We start from the raw sequence: 23,877 nt of genomic DNA on the forward strand, positions 1-23,877 counted from the left end.
GAATTCAATAAAAGATAAAAATTCAACGATTATTCAACCAAACATTAAAATATAATGTCTTAAATTTGCAGAATTAATGATCACAACCGTATACTCGGTTGTGCATTAGAAATAAATCTGGAATATCGAGCAGCTTATCAGTCGCTTAAGATGTATATCCAGCAAGTGAAACAAAGTTAAAAATAGGACAATCATCATGACACGTTTAGGCTTATCTGTAACTGTATTATCACTGTTATTTTCTGGCGCGGTATTAGCTGCTCCCGCCACATCGATGACTCAAACCTCGGATGCCAATACTAAAGCGCATATGGAGAAAAAAGCAGACCAACATGAAAAGAAACCAGGCAAAGCTACACCAAAACATTCTCATAATAACACAATGACAAAAAAGACACAGAAGACTCATTAAGTGATTTGATCGCGTAATCACCCTAATCTAGGGGGGAAAATCCCCCCCTCAACCTATTAAAGTGAAAAGCTTAACAAGCGCCTTCTGTATCGTCATCACCATAATATTTAACACCAATCCTGATAATATCCCGCCCCTGAGACTTACGGTGCTTATTGCTGTCACGCAATGAATAGATACAACCACAATATTCTTGCTGATAAAATCTTTCCCGTTTACTGATTTCAATCATCCGAGCCGATCCACCTTGCTTACGCCAGTTATAATCCCAGTATTCAACCCCCGGATATTGGCTTGCAGCACGTTTTCCGCAATCATTTATTTGCTGCATATTTTTCCAACGAGAAATCCCCAGAGAACTTGAAATCATGCTGAAATTATTTTCATAGGCATACAAAGCTGTACGCTCAAAACGCATGTCAAAACACATAGTGCAACGAACACCTCTTTCTGGCTCCCACTCCATGCCTTTAGCGCGGTCGAACCAGTTGTCGCTATCATAATCTGCGTCAACAAATGGCACATTGTGTAGTTCGGCAAAGCGGATATTTTCTTCTTTACGAATTAAATATTCCCGTTTGGGATGAATATTGGGGTTATAGAAAAAGACGGTGTAATCAATTCCAGAGGCATGCAACGCTTCCATTACTTCGCCAGAGCAAGGAGCACAACAAGAGTGCAATAATAGCCGTTCCGCATTATCCGGCAACGTTAAAACAGGGCGAACAAAGTTTTTCATTAAGCAGGCTCCATAATAATTATAAGAATCAATTATAGGATATAGTTATTTTTAGCGAAAGCCGCCGTAAGCCTCCGACCAATATTGACGCGGAAATAAGGCGAAAAGGCCAAAGGGTTTTACGATGTCGTTGGAATACAAAACCAAAGAATCTATAAGAGAAAGCTCCACAGTTTTGTTAAAAAAAATCATCCTGAATGGCAAGATCAATAGTCACCGCATAACGGCTAAAAGGCGTCTGGGTTTCGCTATCTTCCAGAATTAACGTATAGCTATGTCGGCGGTCAAACCGCTTACCCGTCAGTTTCAACGTAACATCTCGCACACGCTGATCCATACCATGATTATCACTATCAAAATTCACCGTCTCTTTGGCTGAGACGACGTGGTTTTCTGAATCAACAATATAGATAGTGAGCTGGCGTGCACGATATTGTTCGTTAACCGGCTCAGTCTGAATAAAACTTACCTTGTCAATATTACTGACTAATTTAATATTTTGGCTTTTCGCCACAACACCCACTAGTCGCTGTTGTCGCCTTTCCACTTGCGCTTTTTGCAAGGTTTTCACCTGTAATATGGGTACACAAACCTCTTGCAGCATTGTTCCGCCATGAACAAAACGTGCTCCACCAGTAAAATGAAAACGCTGTATACCTTTAGGCAACAAGAATTCGCTGTCATCACTACTGCCTGCCGTATCAGACAATCTACCATGCCAGCAAAACGCATCATCTGGCAGCTGATGGCCGATGATAAAGCGCTTTTTTGCCTCTATAGTGCTTTCAGGCTTGATCTGAAGTTTAGTTTTATCTGTTTCAGATAGTGGTTGTTGCTGGAATAAGAAACCATGATCGGCGGTAATATAAACACGGGTAGCATTCAAACGATTAATTATCCGAGCAACTAAATCTTTCAACTCAATGATCGCTTTTCGGCAAGCTTCAAAGGTTTTTTCTTCTGTCGCCCCTTTATCACCAATCGCGTCAATGGTGTCATGCCAGATATAAACTATTTCTGCATGACGTACTTTGTCACGGCCTTCACTATTATTCCAATTAAACAATTCGTTAGCACTGACCGCCATGCCGTTAACTTTGCGTAAAATTACATCACGATTAGCAATGCCCTGTGTAGACTGCCCATCGGCATAAACAACACCTGAGTTATCGGGCAAATAACTCAGCGCCTTATGTGGTAATAGTGCCGCCATGCCTAATTGAGTATAACTTGGCAGCACACTTGTTTGAGAACGCAACTCGGTGCTAAAACGTTTTTCGCGATTAATCAAACTAGCCAATTCTTGAGCGACTTCATAACGTAGAGCATCAGAGATGATCACAAACACGCGTTTGACCTGAGAGGTACTCAACTCACGCTTCACAACGTCGCGATAGAAGTTCCTCTGTAATAGTATCCCGCTGAATTCCCAGCTATGGATTCTTTGCTCACTATCCAGTAGTTGGTTCCATTCACAACTCAACTCAGCCAAATACCAATTGGTATAAAGTGCCTCAATATGTTCGTCAAGGTCTCGCAGAATATCCGCCCCTTTGCTATGAACTAACATTGCTTGCTCATTAAAGAGGCGATAGGCTTGATCAAAGCGATAAATCTCCGTGGTATAAGCTTTCCACAGAGATGAAGAATCAGGATATTTAAAACCATCAATATGGAGATTACGTAAATTCAGCAAACGTTCCGCATGTCGCAGAGCTTGATAAATCGCATGATATTCTGGCCGAGTCTGACACCAATGGGCTGCCAGACGCTGTGACAGCAAATTTTTAAACATCACGCGATCCAATGTGGTGTTCTCTTCCAGCAACTGTGTAACCAACGCCTTAATAATACATTGTTCGATAGCTTCAAAGGTTTCACACTCTTGCAGAGCATAGGGTGAGCTGTGACGATAATGCGCCATCAGTTCAAATTTTCCGGCTAGCTGATCCGCAACAAAATCATAATCTTCACTAAAACGGCGATCAGCGCGCCAGCCAACCATAAACGCCAAAGCCGAAGCCTTGCCCGCTGCCGTGGGCAATACCTTATTACTGAGCCAATCTCGATGCGCTTTGTCACCTTGTAACCAAAGATCGGTACAAAACAATTTAAGGATAAAATCATCCAGCAATGGCTTTTCACTCTGGTAGCTCATTTCTTGTTCCAGCAACCACCAAAGTACCGGAGCTAATTTCAAATGCCCCATCACCGCTAACGTGTTTTCAAGCGCACTATCTTCTGCATCTTTATGTTGGCGGGCATATTGCTGCAACAGGCTAAAGAGAATTTCTTTCGTTTCGAATGACTTAGCCCCGACGACTACCGCTAGCATTTTTTTATCCAACGAGTCTTCAGATTCGTCTTCCGTGATCCAGCTTTTTAACGTCTGAGTACGAGTATTCACTGAGAAGAAATCCTGACGACGTTGAATATATTCGCGTAGTCCTGATTGAGTGATCTTCAAATCACTAAGGATCATTGCTGCATGATCAGCATGGAACTCACTGCTGTAGAGACGAATGTCCAGCAACCAATCTAATTCACGCGCGGGACGCTCATAAGCAAAATACAGTAAGAACTTTTGTTCTGGTTGATCAAGTTCGATCCGTTTTTTAGTTGCCAGTAATGAGGCACCTCGCATATTCAGCACAGAGATACCGTCCAGCTCAAGCTTAGGCAGTACTTCACTAAAATGTTGCTTTGGGTCGTACCAAAACACGATACGGTGATGGGTAAAGTGGTCCATGAGCCTGCGAACTAAATCTACGTGTTGCATTACGCTACCTCCGGTGGATTACCGGTGATCACTTTCACATCCGCCAGCAAGTCACCAAACTTGCCATAATTAATCTTAACGCCATCATCCAGATCAAGTGTCATTCTCATATCAGCATAGTGGCGCAGACGATCGTCAAAACTGCGCAGCTCATTAAATTTTCTGGTAAGACCTTCCTGCCTTTTCTTCAAAAGATTGGTTTCAGCGGCAGATGATGCACTCTCACGCTGGTCTTGCAGGAGATCAATATTACTTTGATAGCGCACCAACAACGGCACAACGTATTCAGTACGCATACGCGCCAGCGTGGAATCATTATATCGATGCAGGTATACCAAACATTCAAATGCCTTCTCTTTACCGGAGCTGAATAACCAATAAATCGGGCGTTTTTTGTAAGTTTTGAGGTGATCTTTCCAGAACTGGATAGAAAGATAACGACGGATGGTATCCAGTGAAGATTCACCGCGTTTCTCTTTGAGAACGTACAAACACAGGCTTTCGGCGATAAAATCGAGGTTTGCTTGTAGATGCTCCTCGCCCCAAACTTTACGGACAAACTCACGCACCCGTACAGTGACATCACCATCAAACCAGTCGGAAGCCATCAGTGGCAGAATACCATCGTTATCTGCCGGGAAAGTTTTATAGGCGCCTCGTGTGACTAATTCAGCAAAACCTTGGTTACCAGCACCAGCGTAAACTAAACCTTCTCGATCGAGGGAATAGCGGCCCATCATGCAGCCGATGATATAGCTGATAAGCTCGGCTAAAGTGTCGGATTGGAAACGATTTTCCAGTTCTTGCTCTGTTGATTCGTTACCGTAACGATAATGTGGATTACATGTTAATGTTATTTCATTTAAAGAGATATCAACGCAGATATCTTGCTCTAATGAATTATTTTTCACAATGACAGAGTTATTTTCAAACTCAAGACCTTTCATTATCTCTATATTATTTGCAAAGTTAGTTCTCATTTTTTTATATGCTGATAGCAGCATCCTTTCACTATTTCCCACCATGGGATTTTGTTTAAAATCCCAGGAAATCTCATAGTTATCCCAATCCTCTTTAGCAATTTTAATTAATTTAGATGAATTTTCAGCAATAACATCAACCCAATTTCCTTGAAGACAAGGCAGTTTAGCAATATGTCCGCTTAGAAAATCCAATGTAGGTGCAATAAATTCTAATAATACTATTGCGAGCTTTGAATTTAATAACCCAGCAAAGAAGTACAGTGTTCTCTTATCGTTTTCTTTTGGAAAAAAGCTCGGGCCAGTCGAGTCAAAAATAAAACCATCTGCAAAATACCTAAAAGCTGTACTTGCACTAGACACTCTAGTCCATGAAATCCCTTCCCGAAAATAATTATGGACATTTCTTAAAGTAGACCCTTCGAATTTTTTTAATTTTTCACCATTATTTCCCCAATCAATAACAAATTCATTATTACCATACCACTTCCTATACGATCCACCTTTTTGACAAGGGACCCAATCTCTATTTAAATGATTAATCTCTGTCCACATCTTAAGAAATCGATCATTATTTCCTGTACTTAGCCCTGTACTTATATCCGCATAGTGTTCCATAGGTAAGTTATTTTTAAAAAGATTCATTAATCCCGTAGAGATCCAATACGCAATCGGTATTCCTGGGATTTGTCTGAAACTATCCTGTTTAACTTTATCAAAACGGTTTTTCTTTTCTATTAAAAGACTTTTTTTCTCTTCCTCACCTCCTTCAATCAAACGGAAAAATACCGGCAGATAACCATCAATATGATATTTACTCATTATCCAAGCCGTAGTCTGAACCACCTCTCCCGAAATCTGCCCAAATGCACGAGAGCCTAGATGTGCCATAGTGACAAAAATCTTAGTATCCAGCAGCCACTCACGTAGTGTCTCGTAGCTAGATAGAAACATCCACGACTGCATATTCACTTGAGCATTAAAACCATTCACCTTCAATAAACTAAATGCATGCTGCATAAACATTGCAAACAAATCTGACTTACTGTCAGGGAACTGTTTCCTGGCAAATTCTCTTAGATCACCGTTCATTCCCTTCTTGCCCATATACGGCGGATTCGCTACCACCACATCATAGCGCTGCGCCAGCAACCATGCCTGATGGATAAAAGGAATCAGGATATGCGCCGCTTCTTTCTGATGAGTATCACCACTCGCTTCCAATTCAATGAGCTGTCGTAATAACGCTTTCAACGCTTCCTCATCCTGCTGCGGAACCTGAATCAATGAACCAAAGGTTTTTGCCTGCGTAAATAACGCTAACGTCCTTTCCAGCAATTGGTATTCATCAGCACTTTGGCTATTAGTGCTGATATTGCTCTGAGCAAACATATCAAAAGTACTACCGGTACAGCTTTGTTGATGCAAGTTAATCCCCTGCCACAAAGCTGGAATATTTAGCTGGGAGCTTTCCTGCAACGACAATACATTCAGGCGAATATCACGGGTAAAGATGCGGCGATCGTCTTGACGCGCCATCATTAACAACACAAAGCCTGAAAGCTGAACAGCACGATCATCAATATCCAGACCAAAAATATTATTTTCCAGAATTAACTGCGGAATTTCACGGCTGCGATATCCACGCTCCTCATATATTCGTTTCAGCACATTGTAGGCTTCGATTAAGATGTGACCAGAACCACACGCAGGATCAAGTACTTTAATACTCTCAGGTTCAATGCTATTTGGTGTCATTGCCGCTAATTGCACCTGTACTTCGGCAATCTGCTCCGCAGGTTCAATATAGTATGGCATGCACTCCTTAAGCGGAGAGTCAGGATAGGTTTGTAACCATTGGCGACCTACAGAGTTTTGCACCAGATACTGCACGATCCAATTAGGGGTAAACAACTGAGTCGCGGCAGGAATATCTTCGCTCTTCACGACCTTACCGATAACCTGCTCCTTTCTTTCAGAGATGTAAAACTGATATAACCAGCCGATAATCTCTACCTGCTTCCAATCCTCTTCAGGAATACTGTCCACCAGCCCGCGTAGGATCGAGTCAGTACGCGTCAAATTATCTGGCAGCAAAAGCTCAGTTTCATCATTGAGCAAGTCAAACAGGAACGGCATAGCTTTATGCAGGAAATGACACTGCCCTAACAACAGCTTGCGATACAACGCTTCATCCTGATCGCCCGCCAGTTTCATTTCTACCAGCCGCTGAGGATTGCTTAACTCCAGGCTTCCAACGACCTCTGGAACATGCGCTAACACCTCAAAACCAATAGGATCTGTAGGATGAGATAGCACACGGAAGCCATGATCCAGATATCCATGTAGCTCCATGTAACGAATAGCGCACAGGCGATTAAACCAAGTGTAGGCGACATGCTCAACTAACTGGGTATAACCCTGTACATGCGCACGCTCAACCAATCGATTACGACGCACCAATACCGTTTTAGGGTATTCATAGCGACCAAAACGAACCCGATCGCCTATTTCAGTCACATCAGCAATCTGCAAGTCACTGTTTTTATCAACACTAATCCCTAACGAGATGAGCTTTTGGGTAATGGCATGACAGAACTGAATTCGTGCCAGAGGAGCGTATTTTTTGATATTGGAAGTATTCATGGGCAATCCTTGCAGGCGTGATAAACGCCCGCGCGATTAAGTCACTGGAGGCGAACACGGTCACCGGCGTTGAGGGCATCAAATAATGTCTTACGTAGTTGCTCAAGCGCCTTTTCCATCTGCTCGGTCGTTTCTAACACGTCCCCACCAACGGCTTTTTTCATTTCGCGCGTAGCGTGGATCGCAAGCGTCTTTTTCAAAACGGGTACAGTCTGTACGGTAGGCGGGTCAGATATCGGTATCACTGGCGAGCTCTGCCCATCATGGCTAACTGATTTCTCTATCATCTGACGTTTTTTTAGCTGCTCATCAATCCAGTCGTTCATTCGCTGTTCAGCCTGTCCTTGCTGTAACTGGACCTCACTTTGCTCATGATAGATTTCAGGTATCGACTGTGTATTGACTACATGCTCACGACTTTGCTGCATTGGATACAACGCTTGATTCAACAATGAATCAGGTGCCTGACTCTGTTGCATCTGTTTTTTGACTTCTTCAATGCGGGTATCAATACGCTGTAAACCGTACTCACGGGCTTCGGTTAACAAACGCTGATTCACTTCTTGCACCTGTTCAATGAGCGGAACAATACAGCGGAGCTGAGAATAGGGCTTTGCCATTTGGTAAATGTGGCTTAGTTCAGTCAAGGCTTGACGAGCCTTTTCGTTTTTTTCTAACGCGCTACGATTAGCTTTAAAGCTGCCATTGAGTACTGTTGCCAACTGCTGCCAAGACTGGAGCTGATTGCCATAAAAATCACTGAGATCATCACGTGTTTCAGCAAAGTCTGCCAACGCGTTAGATTCATCGATCACTTTCTCCACCAGAGAAAAAGCTTCTTTCTGCGACAAAAGCGATTTAATCAGCTGAAGTCCTTCCTGAATCTCTTTTTCTCCGGGGAACTGCCCTGTTTGAATGGTGATTTGATAGCCGACATACTCACGTTCCCAACGTTCCAAAATGGTACGAATATGCTTTGCCAATCCTTGCTCTTCGCGTTCGTTGAAAGACTCCTGCGCAACATTGTTCATGATATGTGCCGCCTTGCGCAGTTGGTCTTCATCATGATGACGGACTTTCAGCAAACGTAACTCGCTATGCCGACGCGTATTCGTGAACACATCCCACGCCTGTTTCAAGCTAATTTGATTGTTTTGCAAGGTAAAATTGATTTTGCCTGAACGAGCCAAACGCGCGACCAACAATTTGACCTCGTCCTCTGGCCAACCAAAGGGGCGACGTCCAAAATGATTAAGTACATCCCGCAGGTAAACCGGCTTATGATAATCGACACTCATGCTAATCCAGGCTTCGACTTCCCGCGTAGCTTCTGGATTACCTTCCTCAGAGCACATAGCAAGATTGATTTGTGCAGTATCTTCTATCGTCAGGAGCGTATGAATTTCACGATTGATATCACTACTTGTTGGACGCAGCAATTTAAGTTTAGCGAAACTATTTTCAATGACATATCTACAGGCTTCATCCACCATGGCTGTTGGTGAGGCAGATTTTTTCGGTAAACGGACACCAATAGCATAAACCGTCGCTTCAACTAGCAGCTGTTCAATACGCACACGTAATGTTTTTTCACGACTCTGGTTTTCGCGATCCTTTTCCTTCAACAGCACATTTTGTTCTGGTCGCTGCCCAAATTGCTTGTTAAGGAAACTGTCTGTCTGCACCGTTATTTGCAAATCTTTCCACACCAGCAATTCATCAGCCAGTCGGATCAAGATACAACCGTTACCTTCAGCAGAATAAGGAATACAGGTAATATCATCGCGATAATGGTTATAGCAAGTATCCAGCGGGGTTAATATTTTCACCACTAAATCTTCCAGATGGGCGCCGTCTAAAGGGTGTCCATTACAGAAGCGGCTTATCGGGAAATCCTGCTTATTCACCGGGTAACGATATTTACGGTTTTTGAGCAAGTCATCAAAAATGAGGCTTGAGAGGCGGCGATTGATCGTGGTGTATTCTACTTCCGCATTACGAATTTCATTCTCAATCTCTTTTTCTTCGTTAGTTAAGAACAAATATTCATCACCGCTACGGGCAATCAGCATTTGATTTTCAAGGCGCTGAAGGCTGGCCTCAAGCTGACGACGTAATGTGATTTTATCCGTATCAATCCGGTCGATTGTCAGAGTCACCAGATTATCTAAGGTGCTTTTTAGCAGATTAACATAGCGAATTAAGAATAGTGTCTTAAGCAGTTGGATATCCTGTTCATAGAGACCTAATCCCTCTGCTTGCTCAATAGTTCGCTTAACTGTAGGTTCCAGAAAACCCTCAATGGGTGCATAGAAACGCCAGAAAGGGATCAGCGTATTTAAATCATCCGACTGAACCTGTTGTGCCGCCGACTGAAACGCCGCCAGCAAGGAGCGCTCCCCCATGGCTAAATGTTTGCCCGTTGCCCCTTTGGTACGAATAGACTCAAACACTTTTTGTACCAGCTGAAAATGCCAAGGTACAAATGGGTAGTTATCAACAAATTCAGATGATTGCGTATAGGGCTTCAAAGTCGCCTTGGTCGTTGCATCAAAACCAAGCTGATTACGTAAAATGTCACCCTTCTGGGCAAAAATGGTTTGCAATGCTTCAACCGCTGATTCGGTTTTAGTTAATAAGCGTTTTTGAATAACTTCAGCGGTATTTGAACTGGAAAGCTGTAAACGCGTCGGGAATCGGCCCTGAATCTTAGAGAAATCCAAGCCATCACGCTGCTCTATACTACCAATAGCCGCATCAATATCCGCTTGCGACGTAACAATAACCCACGCTCGGCCACTACAGATCGTGCCAAGATTCTCAGTAATCGTCTGTAGTTTCAGCATCATCTGGGTATTTTTGCCAATAAACTGACCGACTTCATCGACCATAAACAAGATGTTGCCGTTTTCTCGGCTATCCAGATACTCTTCAACCCACTTGCAGAAGTTGGTGATATCTAAAGGAAAATTTGCATCAAACTGTTCCGCCCATTGACGTGACGATTCCTCACTTTGCCCGCTCGCTACACTTAATGCCTGTGCCATTTCATCACGGAAAAAGTCGTAAGCATCTCGCTCAGTTTCCCACGATGAGCCACTGATATCAGCAAAAGCGTCTTTAAACGCTTGATACTGTCCACGGCGGTCGAGTTCACGTTCTAAATGCGCGATATGCGGGAAGTCTGCACAGTAACCTACGCGTTCATTAAACACTTTTAGAAAGACTTTAAGGATCGCATCTTCACGATCGTCTGCATTAGCACGGGAATCAATATTGAATAAAAGCACTTCAGCCGGATACTGCACCGCTTTGCGAATATCAGCTAATAACAATGGATCTTCTACCTTGTCTTCAAAAAAAGACAACGCACTACGTCTATCACCATTGTGGATAACCTGCCGGTTGGCCAGCAAATAAGACAAGATTTTGATGAAATGTGATTTACCTGAACCAAAGAAGCCAGAAACCCAAACACCGATCTTATTCTCAACACGACCCCGTTCTGGACCCACAGCGGGTAAATAAGCAGCAAAAAAAGCACGGAAATGACGATCAAGCTCACGCGTAATCACATATTCATCCAATTCAATGTAGGCGCTTTCATTGTCAATTTGTTCGGCTTTCACCACCCCGTTAATATTTCGGGTTAGCGGTTTGGCAAAGATTTGTTCAATATTCATCACGGTGCTCTTTAAGGATTATTCAGCAATACCGTAGGGCCAGTTTCAGGAACCAATCGGAATGCACGATAGTAGTTACGGGAATCAATCCCTGTGAGAGGTGTTAAGTCATAGCCGCTGTAAGTTCCCGGATAAAACATCAATAAAGGCGTGAATCCCATGACATCCTGTAGAGCGCTCATCAATTCGTGACCACGCACAAAAGGCCATGCATTCCCCAAGCCTGAAATAATCGCCAAATCCTGATCTTTTAAAGAAATAGTATTAGCAATGTGCTCAGCTATTTTTTTCTGACTGAGTAAACCTGAAAGCTGTTTCTTCATCGCTTCGGTACCCATCTGTTTTTCGCGCTCACAAACACGCTCAAATAAATTCCGTGCTTCCAACATATCAACCAATATCTTGAAGATATTCAGATGAACAAATGTGCGTTTCTTCTCCAACCGTTTAACCAGATATCGCAGGTATTCCCGCACCCGAATCTCTTTTTCAGCCGGGTAATCAAAAATCCAAAAACTGATTTCATTACCGGGGCGGGTATTACGTGGAATTCCCTCCATCTCTATGCGAGATTCAATTTGTGCTAGTCGGTATTCCAAAGCCCTGTCAATCACTGTTTTCCCTCCATGAGAGGAATCAAATCGCTGCGTTTAAGACGTATCAACAGATCATGAATTTCAGGTAGCAGGAATACGGTTTGCAGCTGGCGACGATGAGGAGCATCAAGATAACGGGCTTCACTTAATGCCTTTATCGCGTTATTGCCCATTTTCTTTAACGAAGACTCAGAGAAGCGGGTCAACTCAGGATGAACTCGACGTTGATCCTCAACAAAAACTTCCCATACATTAGCCGGCAAGGATTCACGGAATTGGCGTTTTGCATCATTAACCACCAATGAAATAAAAGCAGCGACCACAGGTGACTGCAACATCAACGCCACCATTAAGCATTGTTGACGTTCGCGTTCACTCCCATGTACCACCAACTCCAATCCTTTACTGTCCAACATAGATAGACGCAAACGAAGAGTGCGCGCATAGCGAATCGCCGTCCTCTCCGAAGATGCCTGTAGGATATTTTCAGTGACAAGATGCTGCTGCCATTGCCCCTTGCTCGGTAATTGCAACATTATCTCGGCGATTAAACGACTTTCTCGGCTCCTCAAAGAACCGCCAAGGAGATCACCAATCCAGGTTTTATCGTACTTCATCTCATTTATAACCAGTGTTAAGAAATGGGCCGCTTTTTGATGTACTTTGCAAAATGAAGGGGGTTGTACAGGTCTTAATGAGTTGATTCCATCCAATGAAAGAGGCTGACTCTTCAATATCTTGCCTAATTGAAAAAATTTCTCATTTATTGTTATTTCCCCCAAATAAAACAACCTTACCAATAACTATACCCTATGGATTTCAAGATGCATCGCGGCGGCAAGGGAGCGAATCCCCGGGAGCATAGATAACTATGTGACCGGGGTGAGTGAGTGCAGCCAACAAAGAAGCAACTTGAAAGATGACGGGTATAAATTATCAGGAAAATACACCGACATATTAAGATAAAAATAATACGAACAGAACATATAACCAATTAATTAGCATACAGTACAATTATTAGCAAATATTAAAAACACAAATCAGGCGATTAGTAATTAAAAAATTTTAGAAAAGAATTCTATAAATAAAATATTAAGCAATTAAGGAAATCGACGGAGAAAAATAACCACTCAAGTTGGCGGAATTCAACTAATATGGAATTATTCCTAAATTACAGACAAAACAGATACTTTTAATCAAAATAATCATCAATGGAGACAACTATGCGCCATGCAATTTCCTTGCGGGACCTCTCTTTTCCGGCAATCATCGCCGGATTTGTCGCGGTTCTGGTTGGATATACCAGCTCAGCGGCTATTATCTTTCAGGCTGCTGAAGCCGCAGGTGCCACAACCGTGCAGATCGGTGGCTGGCTGAGTATGCTGGGACTTGGAATGGGTATCAGCTCTCTGGGACTATCGCTCTATTACCGGGCACCCGTCCTTACCGCGTGGTCAACACCGGGCGCCGCGCTGCTAGTGACAACGCTGCCAGGAACATCAATCAACGAGGCCATTGGTATCTTTATTTTTGCCTCGGCTCTGATCTTTCTGTGTGGTATTACCGGTCTGTTTGCACGGTTGATGAACTATATTCCACAAGCGCTTTCCGCCGCAATGCTGGCTGGTATTCTATTACGCTTTGGCCTTGATGCCTTTTCCTCGCTTTCAGTCAATTTTGTATTGACCGCCGGAATGTGCCTGACTTATCTTCTGACGCGCAAATATTTATCCCGCTATGCCATTGTCTTAACACTGCTATCAGGGCTGATTATCGCCTTTTTGCAGGGAGATATTCATTTTGAACAGCAATCCGCTGTCGCATTTGTTGCCCCTGAATTTATTGCACCCAGTTTTACGCTCTCTTCATTACTGAGTGTTGGTGTCCCATTTTTTATCGTTACCATGGCATCTCAAAATGCACCCGGTATCGCCACACTGAAAGCAGCGGGATATCCGGTTTCTGTTTCATCATTGATAAGCTGGACAGCGCTAATCGCGCTTATTTTATCCCCTTTTGGTGGTTTTTCCGTTTGTATCGCAGCAATTACAGCGGCTATCTGTATGAGTCCAGAAATTCATGCTAACCCCAATCGCCGCTATATGGCCGCTGCTGCTGCCGGGGTATTTTACCTGATAGCGGGCTTGTTCGGTGGCTCGATCAGTATGTTATTCAGCGCACTACCCATAGCCCTTATTCATACTATCGCCGGATTAGCGTTACTTGGAACCATTTCTGGCAGCCTGCTACAGGCCCTACAGAATGAAAAACAACGAGACGCAGCGGTAATAACATTTTTAATCACGGCTTCCGGCGTAACATTACTTGGCGTAGGTGCTGCATTCTGGGGGTTAATCGGTGGTGTAATAACCATGTTCCTTTTATCTTTGCCTGAGAAAAACAAAATCGATCATTAGATGAACAGTAAAATTATACTTTTCAGCATTTTATGATACTTATTATTAATAAAACTTATGATAATTTGCCCGGTTTGTTGCGCGCTGAATATTACGATGGGACATATCTAAAACCTTAAATCCTCTTACTCGCAAAACTGGGCTTTCTATTATGAAATTTTTTAATATTAGCAAGTTAACTGTTATTTTATCCTGTCTGGCGATCCCTTATAGCTATGCAGATGACCGCCCAATTCTTTCTATCTCTGTCAGTCAGTCCGGAGGAAATCCAATCACTGCTGATGGTCATTTATCCAGAAAACCTAATAAACAAGAATCACGAATACTGCCTATTTGGGGGGATGAGGCCAGAGCTAAAGGTTATGACCTACCAGAGCCTTTTGGCGCTAGTTATGGTTATATGAATATGCGACAGAATATCGTTGTAGACGATATTAAAATTATTATACCGGATACCCCAGGATTTGAAGATTCACTGGGTATTCAAACAGGCAAGACCCGAGAAAAGAATGAATCCCATATGCTCAAGCTGGATACTTGGGTTCTGCCTTTTCTGAATATTTATGGCGTTTACGGCTGGACAAAGGGTACATCGAAAACCAACATTGAAGGAATTCGTTTTATGGGTCAGACTATTGAAGGAATGAAAGATATTCCCTTCACACTGGATTTTAAAGGTAAAACCTACGGTGGCGGTTTGACTCTGGCAGGAGGTTACGACCTGTTCTTTGGTACGCTTGATACCAACTATACCTACACTAGTTTGGATATTTTGGATGGCAAAATCAGCGCTTTGGTCATCACACCGCGTATTGGTTATGAATTTACATTCCAACCAATCATCCCGGGGCAAGGAAATACCAAATTACAAGTATGGACCGGCGGTATGTACCAGAAAATTACTCAGAAATTTGAAGGCAAGATTAGTAATCTGGACTTACCCCCTATGTTTGACCGAATGGTAAGTGCATTCGATGATTATGATAATATGAAATTCAAAGTGAAACAGCATGTTTCGGCTCGCTGGAATAATACCGTCGGCGCAAGGCTGGAAGTCACACGTAATTTCAACTTGCTGACGGAAGTTGGCTTTAACAAACGTAATAGCTGCTATATTTCAGGAGAATTCCGTTTTTAATGAATATCCGCTGTACTTTATATCGGCTGGCTTTAGTCAGCCTTTTTATTTCTGATTTCTCATATGCTCAAACACCACTCAGCAGGGAAAAAATTGATCACTGGCTTGAAAAATTAGGTGGCAGTAATACCTATGACAGCAGTAAAGCGATTGATTGGGGCGTTTTACCCGGCCCTTTTTATACCCCAGAATTAGGTGCTGGCCTTGGTGTTGCTGTCGTTGGTCTTTATCGGCCAGATGATAACGATCATACCAGCCAAATCTCTTCCCTTTCCCTGAATGGATTTACCTCTTCAACCGGCGCCTTTGGGTTCACATTTGATAATTACAATTTTTTTGCTGATGATCAGTGGCGTTTCTTTCTTTCCGGTACATTGAATAACGTTCCTACCTACTACTGGGGAACCGGATATAACGCAGGCAAGATAGATGCCCACAAAGAAAAATATCGCTCACAAGAGCTGCGCTTACAACCCAGAATTCTTTATCGGGTTGCTGATTCTACCTATTTAGGCGCTGGCTGGAATTTTTCATCACTACATGCCAAAGACCCTGACAATGGCGCGAAAAAACTATTCGCAACCGAAAGCGACGGACGATCCATTTTAAGTTCTGGGGTAAGCGCCTATTTCAGTTATGACACCCGGGATTTCCTGCCTAACGCTTATCAAGGGCAAGTGCTTGATATTACCTACACACATTTTTCCCCTACATTGGCAAGTGACCGCCGGTTTAACACTGTTGATATGCGATACAGCCACTATTATCAATTAAATGAAAAATCTGTATTGACATTTGATAGTTACGGCCGTTTTACCGATGGTCAAGTACCGTGGAATATGCTGTCAATGTTGGGTAACAGTAACCGGATGCGCGGATATTATGAAGGCAGATACCGGGATAAAAATGTCATCAGCACCCAATTAGAATATCGGCGCAAATTGAATTGGCGGCACGGATTTGTCTTGTGGGCTGGGGCTGGCACCCTAAGCCATTACGCAGAAGATATTGGCTCAGAAAACTGGCTACCCACCGTTGGCGTTGGCTATCGCTTTGAATTCAAGCCCAAAATGAATGTGAGACTAGATTTTGGTATCGGTAAGAAAAGCAATGGATTTTATTTTCAGGTAGGAGAGGCGTTTTGAAATTGCGTTTATGGATTGCTGCTTTAATGTTAGTTGCAGGATGCCAGGGAACATTTTCTCCAATTGCACCTGTACAACCTGATTTAAATAGTGAAACAAACGCCGAAGCAACACGAGCATGGCCCGTTCTTAATCCAATCCCTTCTCCCAAAGGATTTAGAGCCTGCTGTGCTTTTGGCTATAATTTAAAAACTCAATTACTTGCCATTCCAATACCTTTTTATCAAATAAGTAATGTACTGGATGCCGATAATCTCGGCGAACATCATTACACTAACAGTTTTTTTGGTAATGTCGCTGCACTAACAGGTATTAGTAATGAAAAAGTGGGGATGATATACACCCGCCGAGGCGGATTCATTGACATTTCCCATGTCCGGGATACTGCCGATAATGCTGTTTTTCTATTCAGCCAAATTTGGCCCCGTCTTGGAGAAGAATGGCATATAGAGTTGAGTAACGAATTAGCATCACGCCGCATCCAGTTTTATCAATTCATGCCACCAGCAACTACAGAACAACGCTATACCTTAAGTGCTTATCTGGCCGTAAAACTCGCTTTTGAGCTTGCTGTATGGCATGAAATTGCCCAATGGTATGGTTATCAATCTGTACCAGGATTTTCTGAAAAAGTGTCGGCGTTTTCTCCTGAAGATCTCTATTCCAATCTATTAGGAGCCCGCCTTTCTCTTTCATTGATATTGGCAGGGCAAGTTCCGTCAATGAAACAATACCGCCTATCAATGCAAGCCATTTTACCTCCCGCACTGCGTGAGCTGGAAGCCTTATCTGCTGATGAAACCCGTAAAATGTTTGAACGGGTTGATGGTATCTGGTGGGACAGTAAACGTCGAGTACCTGATAATCGCTTAATTCTTCAGCGTGATTACCATACTCACAGCAACCGTATGCCTAATATGGTTCCGACAGAACGGCAACAACCTCTCAGACTGGCCCTACCACAACAATATTCTGGCTATGTATTATCTGAATTAGCCGAATTACAATTGTGGCCTGGCCGCCAAATGCAAGAGCTTCCTGTGCCAGAAAGCTACTGGAACGTGAATGATTTTCCACAACTGGCAGAAAAAGCGAAAGAGCAGCAAGAAAATCATTGATTCATATATACCCAATGGATTTCAAGATGGATCGCGACGACAAGGGAGCGAATCCCCGGGAACATAGATAACTCTGTGACCGGGGTGAATGAGTGCAGCCAACAAGGAGGCAACTTGAAAGATAACGGGTATATTACCAATGAAAATAACATCATCAGTCAATGACATATAAAAAGATCTCAGATTACTATTTCTTAATGAATAATTTTAACGAATTATCATCAATTATTATTTACCATTTCCATAACATTATACCATAATATAAAATCAATCCCCCCATAATAGAACCAACTACATTAACAGCCCTTAAATTAAGTCACCAAAGAAAAACCACATTCCCAAAATATTATTCCAAATAACAAAAAACCGTACTGAAATATTTACAAAGATAAAAAAACAATAACTAATTGATATAAAATAATTAATATAAAACAACATAAAAAACAAATTAAAGAATCAAAAAAACATTAATCTGCCAAACAAACACCAACAGAAATAAAATTCACAAAAACAAAAAAACACAGGTATTAATTCCAAAAAACACTCACACATCGTGTATTTTACTTATTTTCACTCATAACATAGAAGTTTACTCTTAATTTAATTTAAATAATAAAAAAAACTTCTTAAATACGTATAATCGTCTATAATATATAATTCCAAGGTATAAATATGTATCAACAATATCATCTTTATCTAAGTAAAAAAACAATAACTTACATCAGCAACAATTAAATTTATTAAATCTAACTTAAGTTACCAAACTATTTTCAGTCACATAATATGTTGATTTTTATTTTAAATCCATAAAATCAAATTAATTTTTCAGACGGACACAAACATCTTTTTAAAATCTTTTTGATGTGTCAGGGGATTCAGGGCCCCTCTCTTCACTACCCTGATAAGGCCAATTCAATACATCCCTACTCCCGGAGAGGAAAAATGAATAAACTAGCTTTATCCACCGCCGCCGCTCTTATTTTTACTACAAGCTCTGCAATTGCATTCGAGGGTGCTAATGGTGGCACTATACATTTTTCTGGTGCAGTTGTTGATACCACTTGTACTATTAACGGTGGTGTTTCAGCGAATCTGTCAATTATATTAGCTCCTATCTCTGTCTCTCAAGCCAGCCAAAAGGAAGGTTTACTTGATTCCGGTAAAAAAGCATTTTCACTAGAATTTTCTAACTGCCAATCCAAAGCGGTTGGTTTTGCCCCAGAAACCTCTATGCTGAAAATAGAGTTTTCATCAGCAAACTCTATTTCTAACGATGGTAAGTATCTGGTCAACGAAGAAGTTAATGCAGATGGTAAGCCTAAAAACGTAGGTATTGCTATTGTTAAACATTCAGAAGAAAATACCCCGATTATTCTGAATAAAGCTTTTGATACCGGGATCAAAGGTTCTGGCTCAGCGCCTGAAGTTATTGATTTCTATGCTAAATATTATAAAGTAGGCACTGCTGAGGCGGACCCAGGTAAAGTAGTAACAAGGGTTACTTATCACCTTACTTACCTATAATTATTCACCACAATAAATAAAGCCTATTTAGATAAATAGGCTTATCTACTTTGACAAAAATAACATTATGAAGAAATTATTTTTAGCTACATTATTAACGGTGACGGCTTTACCCTCATATGCCAACATCGTCATTAATACAACTCGTGTTATTTATCCAGCCAGTAATAAAGAAGTGTCTGTTCAATTATTAAATGCGGGCGATCAGCCCTCTCTGGTACAATCCTGGATAGATGATGGCGATCCTAACTCAACACCTGAAACAGCTAAAGTCCCTTTTTTGCTCACGCCTCCAGTCGTCAAAGTTGATGGCAATAACGGCCAACAACTAAGAATTAAGTACACTAACAGCAACCTACCCCCTGATCGGGAATCACTGTTTTATTTAAATGTTCTAGATATTCCCCCCGTTGCAGAAAATATTGCCGATAAAAACGTCATGCAGATTGCTATTCGTACCCGCATCAAATTTTTCTATCGGCCTGAAAAGCTTTCTATTTCACCTAAACAGATAGAACAGCATATTGTATTAAAACGTGACGGCAGCAAATTAAAATTGGATAATTCATCACCCTATTTCCTAAATGTTGTCGGCCTCAAATCTTCCAACACTCAACCTAATTTATTAAACGAGGGAACAATCATTAAACCACTCTCTTCTTATTCATTCAGTACCAATGAAAAATTAAAAATCGGAGACAAATTAACTTTAGCTATTGTTGACGACTTTGGTTCTATAAATAAATTAACTTTACCACTTCAATAGTGATATTACTGGCATAGCATAGAACATGATAAGAGAAAAAGTTAGTCCGTTAGCTCTGATAATCACCACTATCCTGTATACAGATTATTTATGTTATGCCACAACATTTAATACTGATTTTTTGGCTGGCGAATCTGCAAAAGCAGATTTGTCCCGATTTTATTCTACTTCCGAATTACCCGCTGGCCGTTACGATATTGATGTATACCTAAATAATGACTGGAAAGGACGATTTGATATTCATATCCAAAACGATGGCAACGATATTTACTTGCTAAATGAAGATTTGCCAAGGTTAGGTATAATAATTGATAAGAACCAATTACCAGAATCATCCTTATCTCAAGATGAAATTCTCCTTACTAAGATAATACATGAAGGAACAGCTAATCTTGATGTTCCTAAACTCAGCTTATATTTGGTTGTCCCTCAAGCTTATATTAAAAATGAACTAAAAGGCTACATCGATCCTGCATTCTGGGACAAAGGGATTCCAGGAGCCATGCTTTCCTATAATGCCAACTATTACCGTACTCAGAATAGGAATAAACAGCATCGTGGTCATGAAAATGAAGATAATGCTTACGTATCACTTAATAGCGGTTTAAATCTATTTGGCTGGCAATTACGTGATCAATCCGCTTATCACTACACACGTTCAAATGGCAATAAATGGAGTAATAATACCCGATATCTGCAACGAGGAATTTCATTAATTAACTCAGAGCTTCGTATTGGTGATCGCTATACATCAAGTGATTTGTTCGATTCTTTCCGCTTCCGTGGTATTAATTTAAAAACAGATATGCGCATGTACCCGGATGCCTGGCAAGGGTTTTCCCCTATCGTCCGGGGAGTTGCACAGACTAACGCCTTGGTAAAAATCACGCAGGATAACGTTATTATTTACCAAGGTAGTGTACCACCGGGACCTTTTGCCATTGATACTATTTTACCAACAGGTTCTGGCAGCGACTTATTTGTCGAAGTTACAGAAGCGGATGGACGCACCAACAGCTTTACTGTTCCCTTTTCATCTGTCCCTAATATGATGAAAGAAGGTCTTAGCAAATATGATATCAGTGCAGGAAAAGCCCAAATTGCCAACAGTCACCATAAACCCAACTTTTTCCAAGCCAGCTATCAATATGGGTTCAATAATATTCTTACCGGTTATACAGGTGCCATTATCAGCAAAGACTATTATTCATTACTATTAGGCAGTGGATTTAACCTACCAGTTGGCGCAGTCTCAATTGATATTTCACAATCCAGTACTAAATTTGACAATACCCCAACGATGAAAGGCCAGAGCTACAAAGCAGCTTATAGCCGCTATATTCCACAAACAGGAACCAATTTCTCTCTAGCTGCTTATCACTATTCAACTAAAAACTATCTGAATTTGATCGATGCCATTAATCTGCATGACTGGCTAAGTAGCGGATACAACCGACAATACTATTCTCATCAGAAAAACACCTTCAATATTAATTTAAACCAAAATCTTGGTCGCGGGGCGGGTTCACTTTTTCTTTCGGGAACATTCCGTGATTACTGGAGAACCCAGAATAAAAGCAGAGAGTATCAAATGGGATATTCCAACAGCCTGGGCAAAATCAATTATACCCTGACAGCAAGCCGTGTTCGGTACAATATCAATGAAACAGACAGTAAAGAGGAACAACGTTACTATCTGATGCTGTCTGTTCCTTTTGAGCTGTTTGATTATCCTGCCTATCTGACCAGTAATATCTCAATCAATGATAATCACTACAACAACAGTGATTTGGGATTAAGTGGCAGCGCAGGCCCACACAACCGTCTGAATTATCACCTTAACATTTCAGATCAGAAAAGCGGTTCCACCACAACCAGCGCAAATTTGACCTATAAAACATCCGTTTCCACACTCAGTAGCTCTTATAGCCAATCCAAGGATTACCGTCAGATGGGACTCGGTGCAACAGGCAGTTTGGTTGCTTATCAGGGCGGCATTCTGGCCACTAATCAGGTTGGAGAAACCTTTGCAATCATTGACGCACCAGGCACAGCTAACGCTTCTGTGAATGGTGATAAAAGCATGGTGACGAATAACAGCGGTAAATTGTTGATACCTTATCTTTCCCCTTACCGTAAAAACGCCATCATGCTGGATACCAGTGAAGTGCCGGAAGAGTCGGCTGAACTTATCGGTAACATCAGAGATGTTGCTCCCTATTCCGGTTCTATTACCCATATCAGATTTAAAACAGACCAGCGAAAAACTTTCATTTTCTACTCCACTCAGGCCAATGGTAAACCTTTACCTTTCGGTACTGAAATTGTCGATTCAGAAGGTAACAGCCTTGGATATATTGGTCAGGGTAGTATGGTTTTCCTACGAGTAGAAAAATTGCCGCAACAAGTTTATGTCCGCATTGATAAATCAGGTGAAAAGAGTTGTGTAATAAGCGATCCACAACCTGATGAAATGGACTCAACCGCCAATACTTGTCGTTAAGGGAGGAAGATAATGAAACTTAAGCTATTGTATCTGTCGGCCCTAATCAGCCTGAACAGCAGTATAGTTTATGCAAACTGTCAACCCAGTGTCGCAATCACTGCACCAGCAATCAATATCGATATGACAGATCATCTCTACTTGAACAGTAATGCAAGCTGGCAACTAAATACCCGGTATTCCGGCTATTTTAAATGCACCTCAAATGCATTATGGAAGCAAAACTCTGTTGCTAACGGTTCACCGTTTACCAAAAATAAGGTTGTTCTCGGATTCAATGGAGGCAAAAATTATGTAGAAGTGACTATCACTAATCTTTCTCCCAGTAGTAATATTTATCTGGGAAACAGTAACACGACATACCCTGCCAGCAAATTGCAAGCCCAATTTACACTTAATGTTAAGCTATTAAACGGTAGACCTGGTGGTAGTAATATTCACGTTTTTTCCGGTAACACTGCAACATTAAAGACAGCTGTAATAGCCATGGACACCACCAATATAGGACTTTTTGACGCCATTCTCCGTTTTGCTACCGATTTCCTGACTTTTATTCTCACCTGGGTATGGCCCACTCATTCTGAAGATATCTATTACCAACCCGTTACCATGATTTTTAATCGTCAAGATACGACTTGTCACTTCTCAAATGCGGGACTAACAGTGAATCTACCAAAGGTTAACCGCGCTACGCTTCTTAGCGGAACAAATAAAGGAGAAACACCTTTTACACTCAACTTTGAATGCAATTTTCTTCTTAATGGTAAAACTTCACGTTCAGTTAAAGCCTATCTCAGCAGTAATAATCTGCTACCAAACGATAACCGAACTTTAATCGATAACAAAGCAGGCGCCGCTAAAGGCGTTGGCATCCGAGTCTCTCAACCGGGTAGTTCAACACCTATCACTTTCAGTACCTCGCAAACATCTTCCCAAGGTGCAACACCGTTATTCAGCAAAAATACCGACAATGCCATGGACAAACGCTTTGCCATTGATCTTAATGCTTACTATTACGTTTATGATCCTAAAAACATTATGTCAGGGGAACTAAAAGCAACCTCTGTTCTGAACTTTGAATACAATTAACCAAAATCAAGAAGCAAAGGAAATGCCCCTTCTTTTTGTTATCCGAACCCCGATTTATGTATCAATAAGTAATAATATGTAACAAAGTGTTTCCGAATAAAAATTCATTTACATTTGTAACCTACCCTGATTCTATGTAAAGCAATGATAATTCTAGCATTCAACAATCTCGAACACTGACTTAATTTCCTAATAAAATAGTACAATTCATAAAATACATAAAAACAACATATTTAAACTTATCAATAAGATTAAAAAAACAATATCAAAACCATATTCAATCATATTATTTAAATATAAACAAGGTCATAAAAAATACATTCAAATACATTTTACACAATA

The 23,877-nt window shown here is 41.4% G+C and carries 15 protein-coding genes; 9 read left to right on the plus strand and 6 right to left on the minus strand.

From position 1 onward, the window contains the following. Nucleotides 1-196 precede the first annotated feature (196 nt). Complete coding sequence (locus EAE89_RS17770) at nucleotides 197-412, plus strand: hypothetical protein (protein ID WP_054478987.1); 216 nt, start codon at nucleotides 197-199, stop codon at nucleotides 410-412. A 70-nt stretch (nucleotides 413-482) separates the two neighbouring features. Here the strand turns inward: EAE89_RS17770 and EAE89_RS17775 are convergent, their stop codons facing one another. The 6 genes from EAE89_RS17775 to EAE89_RS17800 form a co-directional block, all read right to left on the minus strand. Beyond that, complete coding sequence (locus tag EAE89_RS17775) at nucleotides 483-1,151, minus strand: epoxyqueuosine reductase QueH (RefSeq protein ID WP_054478988.1); 669 nt, start codon at nucleotides 1,149-1,151, stop codon at nucleotides 483-485. Between the two features lie 178 nt (nucleotides 1,152-1,329). After that, nucleotides 1,330-3,930: a BREX-1 system phosphatase PglZ type A gene (gene pglZ, locus EAE89_RS17780; RefSeq protein ID WP_214086331.1), complete on the minus strand. Its 2,601-nt coding sequence runs from the start codon at nucleotides 3,928-3,930 to the stop codon at nucleotides 1,330-1,332. Next, nucleotides 3,930-7,556: a BREX-1 system adenine-specific DNA-methyltransferase PglX gene (gene pglX, locus EAE89_RS17785; protein WP_214086332.1), complete on the minus strand. Its 3,627-nt coding sequence runs from the start codon at nucleotides 7,554-7,556 to the stop codon at nucleotides 3,930-3,932. Before pglX ends, pglZ begins: the two co-directional genes overlap by 1 nt. Nucleotides 7,557-7,597: 41 nt before the next feature. After that, nucleotides 7,598-11,239: a BREX system P-loop protein BrxC gene (gene brxC / locus EAE89_RS17790; RefSeq protein WP_214086333.1), complete on the minus strand. Its 3,642-nt coding sequence runs from the start codon at nucleotides 11,237-11,239 to the stop codon at nucleotides 7,598-7,600. Between the two features lie 11 nt (nucleotides 11,240-11,250). After that, nucleotides 11,251-11,853 carry a DUF1788 domain-containing protein gene (locus EAE89_RS17795; protein ID WP_054478996.1) on the minus strand — a complete coding sequence of 201 codons (603 nt, stop codon included), beginning with the start codon at nucleotides 11,851-11,853 and terminating at the stop codon, nucleotides 11,251-11,253. Beyond that, complete coding sequence (locus EAE89_RS17800) at nucleotides 11,850-12,569, minus strand: DUF1819 family protein (protein WP_476742318.1); 720 nt, start codon at nucleotides 12,567-12,569, stop codon at nucleotides 11,850-11,852. The genes EAE89_RS17795 and EAE89_RS17800 overlap by 4 nt, the downstream gene beginning before the upstream one ends. A gap of 489 nt (nucleotides 12,570-13,058) precedes the next feature. Here EAE89_RS17800 and EAE89_RS17805 point away from each other — a divergent pair, with 489 nt between their 5' ends. From EAE89_RS17805 to EAE89_RS17840, 8 genes are all read left to right on the plus strand, one after another. Continuing rightward, on the plus strand, nucleotides 13,059-14,252 hold the full coding sequence (locus EAE89_RS17805; protein WP_054478998.1) for a benzoate/H(+) symporter BenE family transporter: 1,194 nt from the start codon (nucleotides 13,059-13,061) through the stop codon (nucleotides 14,250-14,252). Between the two features lie 151 nt (nucleotides 14,253-14,403). Continuing rightward, nucleotides 14,404-15,390: a hypothetical protein gene (locus EAE89_RS17810; RefSeq protein WP_054479000.1), complete on the plus strand. Its 987-nt coding sequence runs from the start codon at nucleotides 14,404-14,406 to the stop codon at nucleotides 15,388-15,390. Then, nucleotides 15,390-16,535 (plus strand): BamA/TamA family outer membrane protein, encoded by a 1,146-nt coding sequence (locus tag EAE89_RS17815; protein WP_214086334.1) that lies wholly within the window; start codon nucleotides 15,390-15,392, stop codon nucleotides 16,533-16,535. The genes EAE89_RS17810 and EAE89_RS17815 overlap by 1 nt, the downstream gene beginning before the upstream one ends. Next, nucleotides 16,532-17,653: a DUF4056 domain-containing protein gene (locus EAE89_RS17820; RefSeq protein ID WP_214086335.1), complete on the plus strand. Its 1,122-nt coding sequence runs from the start codon at nucleotides 16,532-16,534 to the stop codon at nucleotides 17,651-17,653. Before EAE89_RS17815 ends, EAE89_RS17820 begins: the two co-directional genes overlap by 4 nt. 942 nt (nucleotides 17,654-18,595) lie before the next feature. After that, nucleotides 18,596-19,177, plus strand: coding sequence for a fimbrial protein (locus tag EAE89_RS17825; protein ID WP_054479005.1), 582 nt, complete (start codon nucleotides 18,596-18,598; stop codon nucleotides 19,175-19,177). Nucleotides 19,178-19,244: 67 nt separating this feature from the next. After that, entirely contained in the window at nucleotides 19,245-19,943 is a 699-nt protein-coding gene (locus EAE89_RS17830) for a fimbrial biogenesis chaperone (RefSeq protein WP_214086336.1), read from the plus strand. Nucleotides 19,944-19,968: 25 nt separating this feature from the next. Next, on the plus strand, nucleotides 19,969-22,446 hold the full coding sequence (locus EAE89_RS17835) for a fimbria/pilus outer membrane usher protein (RefSeq protein WP_149617316.1): 2,478 nt from the start codon (nucleotides 19,969-19,971) through the stop codon (nucleotides 22,444-22,446). A gap of 12 nt (nucleotides 22,447-22,458) precedes the next feature. Next, a complete protein-coding gene (locus EAE89_RS17840; protein ID WP_149617315.1) occupies nucleotides 22,459-23,535 on the plus strand; it encodes a fimbrial protein in 1,077 nt (358 codons plus the stop codon). Nucleotides 23,536-23,877: the final 342 nt, after the last annotated feature.

Source organism: Photorhabdus heterorhabditis (assembly GCF_018448905.1).
In the GTDB taxonomy this organism is placed as follows: Bacteria; Pseudomonadota; Gammaproteobacteria; order Enterobacterales; family Enterobacteriaceae; genus Photorhabdus; species Photorhabdus heterorhabditis.

Coding starts and splice junctions, on each gene's coding strand:
- EAE89_RS17770 (WP_054478987.1), top strand. CDS start 197: ATGACACGTTTAGGCTTATCTGTAACTGTATTATCACTGTTATTTTCT.
- EAE89_RS17775 (WP_054478988.1), bottom strand. CDS start 1,151: ATGAAAAACTTTGTTCGCCCTGTTTTAACGTTGCCGGATAATGCGGAA.
- pglZ (WP_214086331.1), bottom strand. CDS start 3,930: ATGCAACACGTAGATTTAGTTCGCAGGCTCATGGACCACTTTACCCAT.
- pglX (WP_214086332.1), bottom strand. CDS start 7,556: ATGAATACTTCCAATATCAAAAAATACGCTCCTCTGGCACGAATTCAG.
- brxC (WP_214086333.1), bottom strand. CDS start 11,239: ATGAATATTGAACAAATCTTTGCCAAACCGCTAACCCGAAATATTAAC.
- EAE89_RS17805 (WP_054478998.1), top strand. CDS start 13,059: ATGCGCCATGCAATTTCCTTGCGGGACCTCTCTTTTCCGGCAATCATC.
- EAE89_RS17810 (WP_054479000.1), top strand. CDS start 14,404: ATGAAATTTTTTAATATTAGCAAGTTAACTGTTATTTTATCCTGTCTG.
- EAE89_RS17815 (WP_214086334.1), top strand. CDS start 15,390: ATGAATATCCGCTGTACTTTATATCGGCTGGCTTTAGTCAGCCTTTTT.
- EAE89_RS17825 (WP_054479005.1), top strand. CDS start 18,596: ATGAATAAACTAGCTTTATCCACCGCCGCCGCTCTTATTTTTACTACA.
- EAE89_RS17830 (WP_214086336.1), top strand. CDS start 19,245: ATGAAGAAATTATTTTTAGCTACATTATTAACGGTGACGGCTTTACCC.
- EAE89_RS17835 (WP_149617316.1), top strand. CDS start 19,969: ATGATAAGAGAAAAAGTTAGTCCGTTAGCTCTGATAATCACCACTATC.
- EAE89_RS17840 (WP_149617315.1), top strand. CDS start 22,459: ATGAAACTTAAGCTATTGTATCTGTCGGCCCTAATCAGCCTGAACAGC.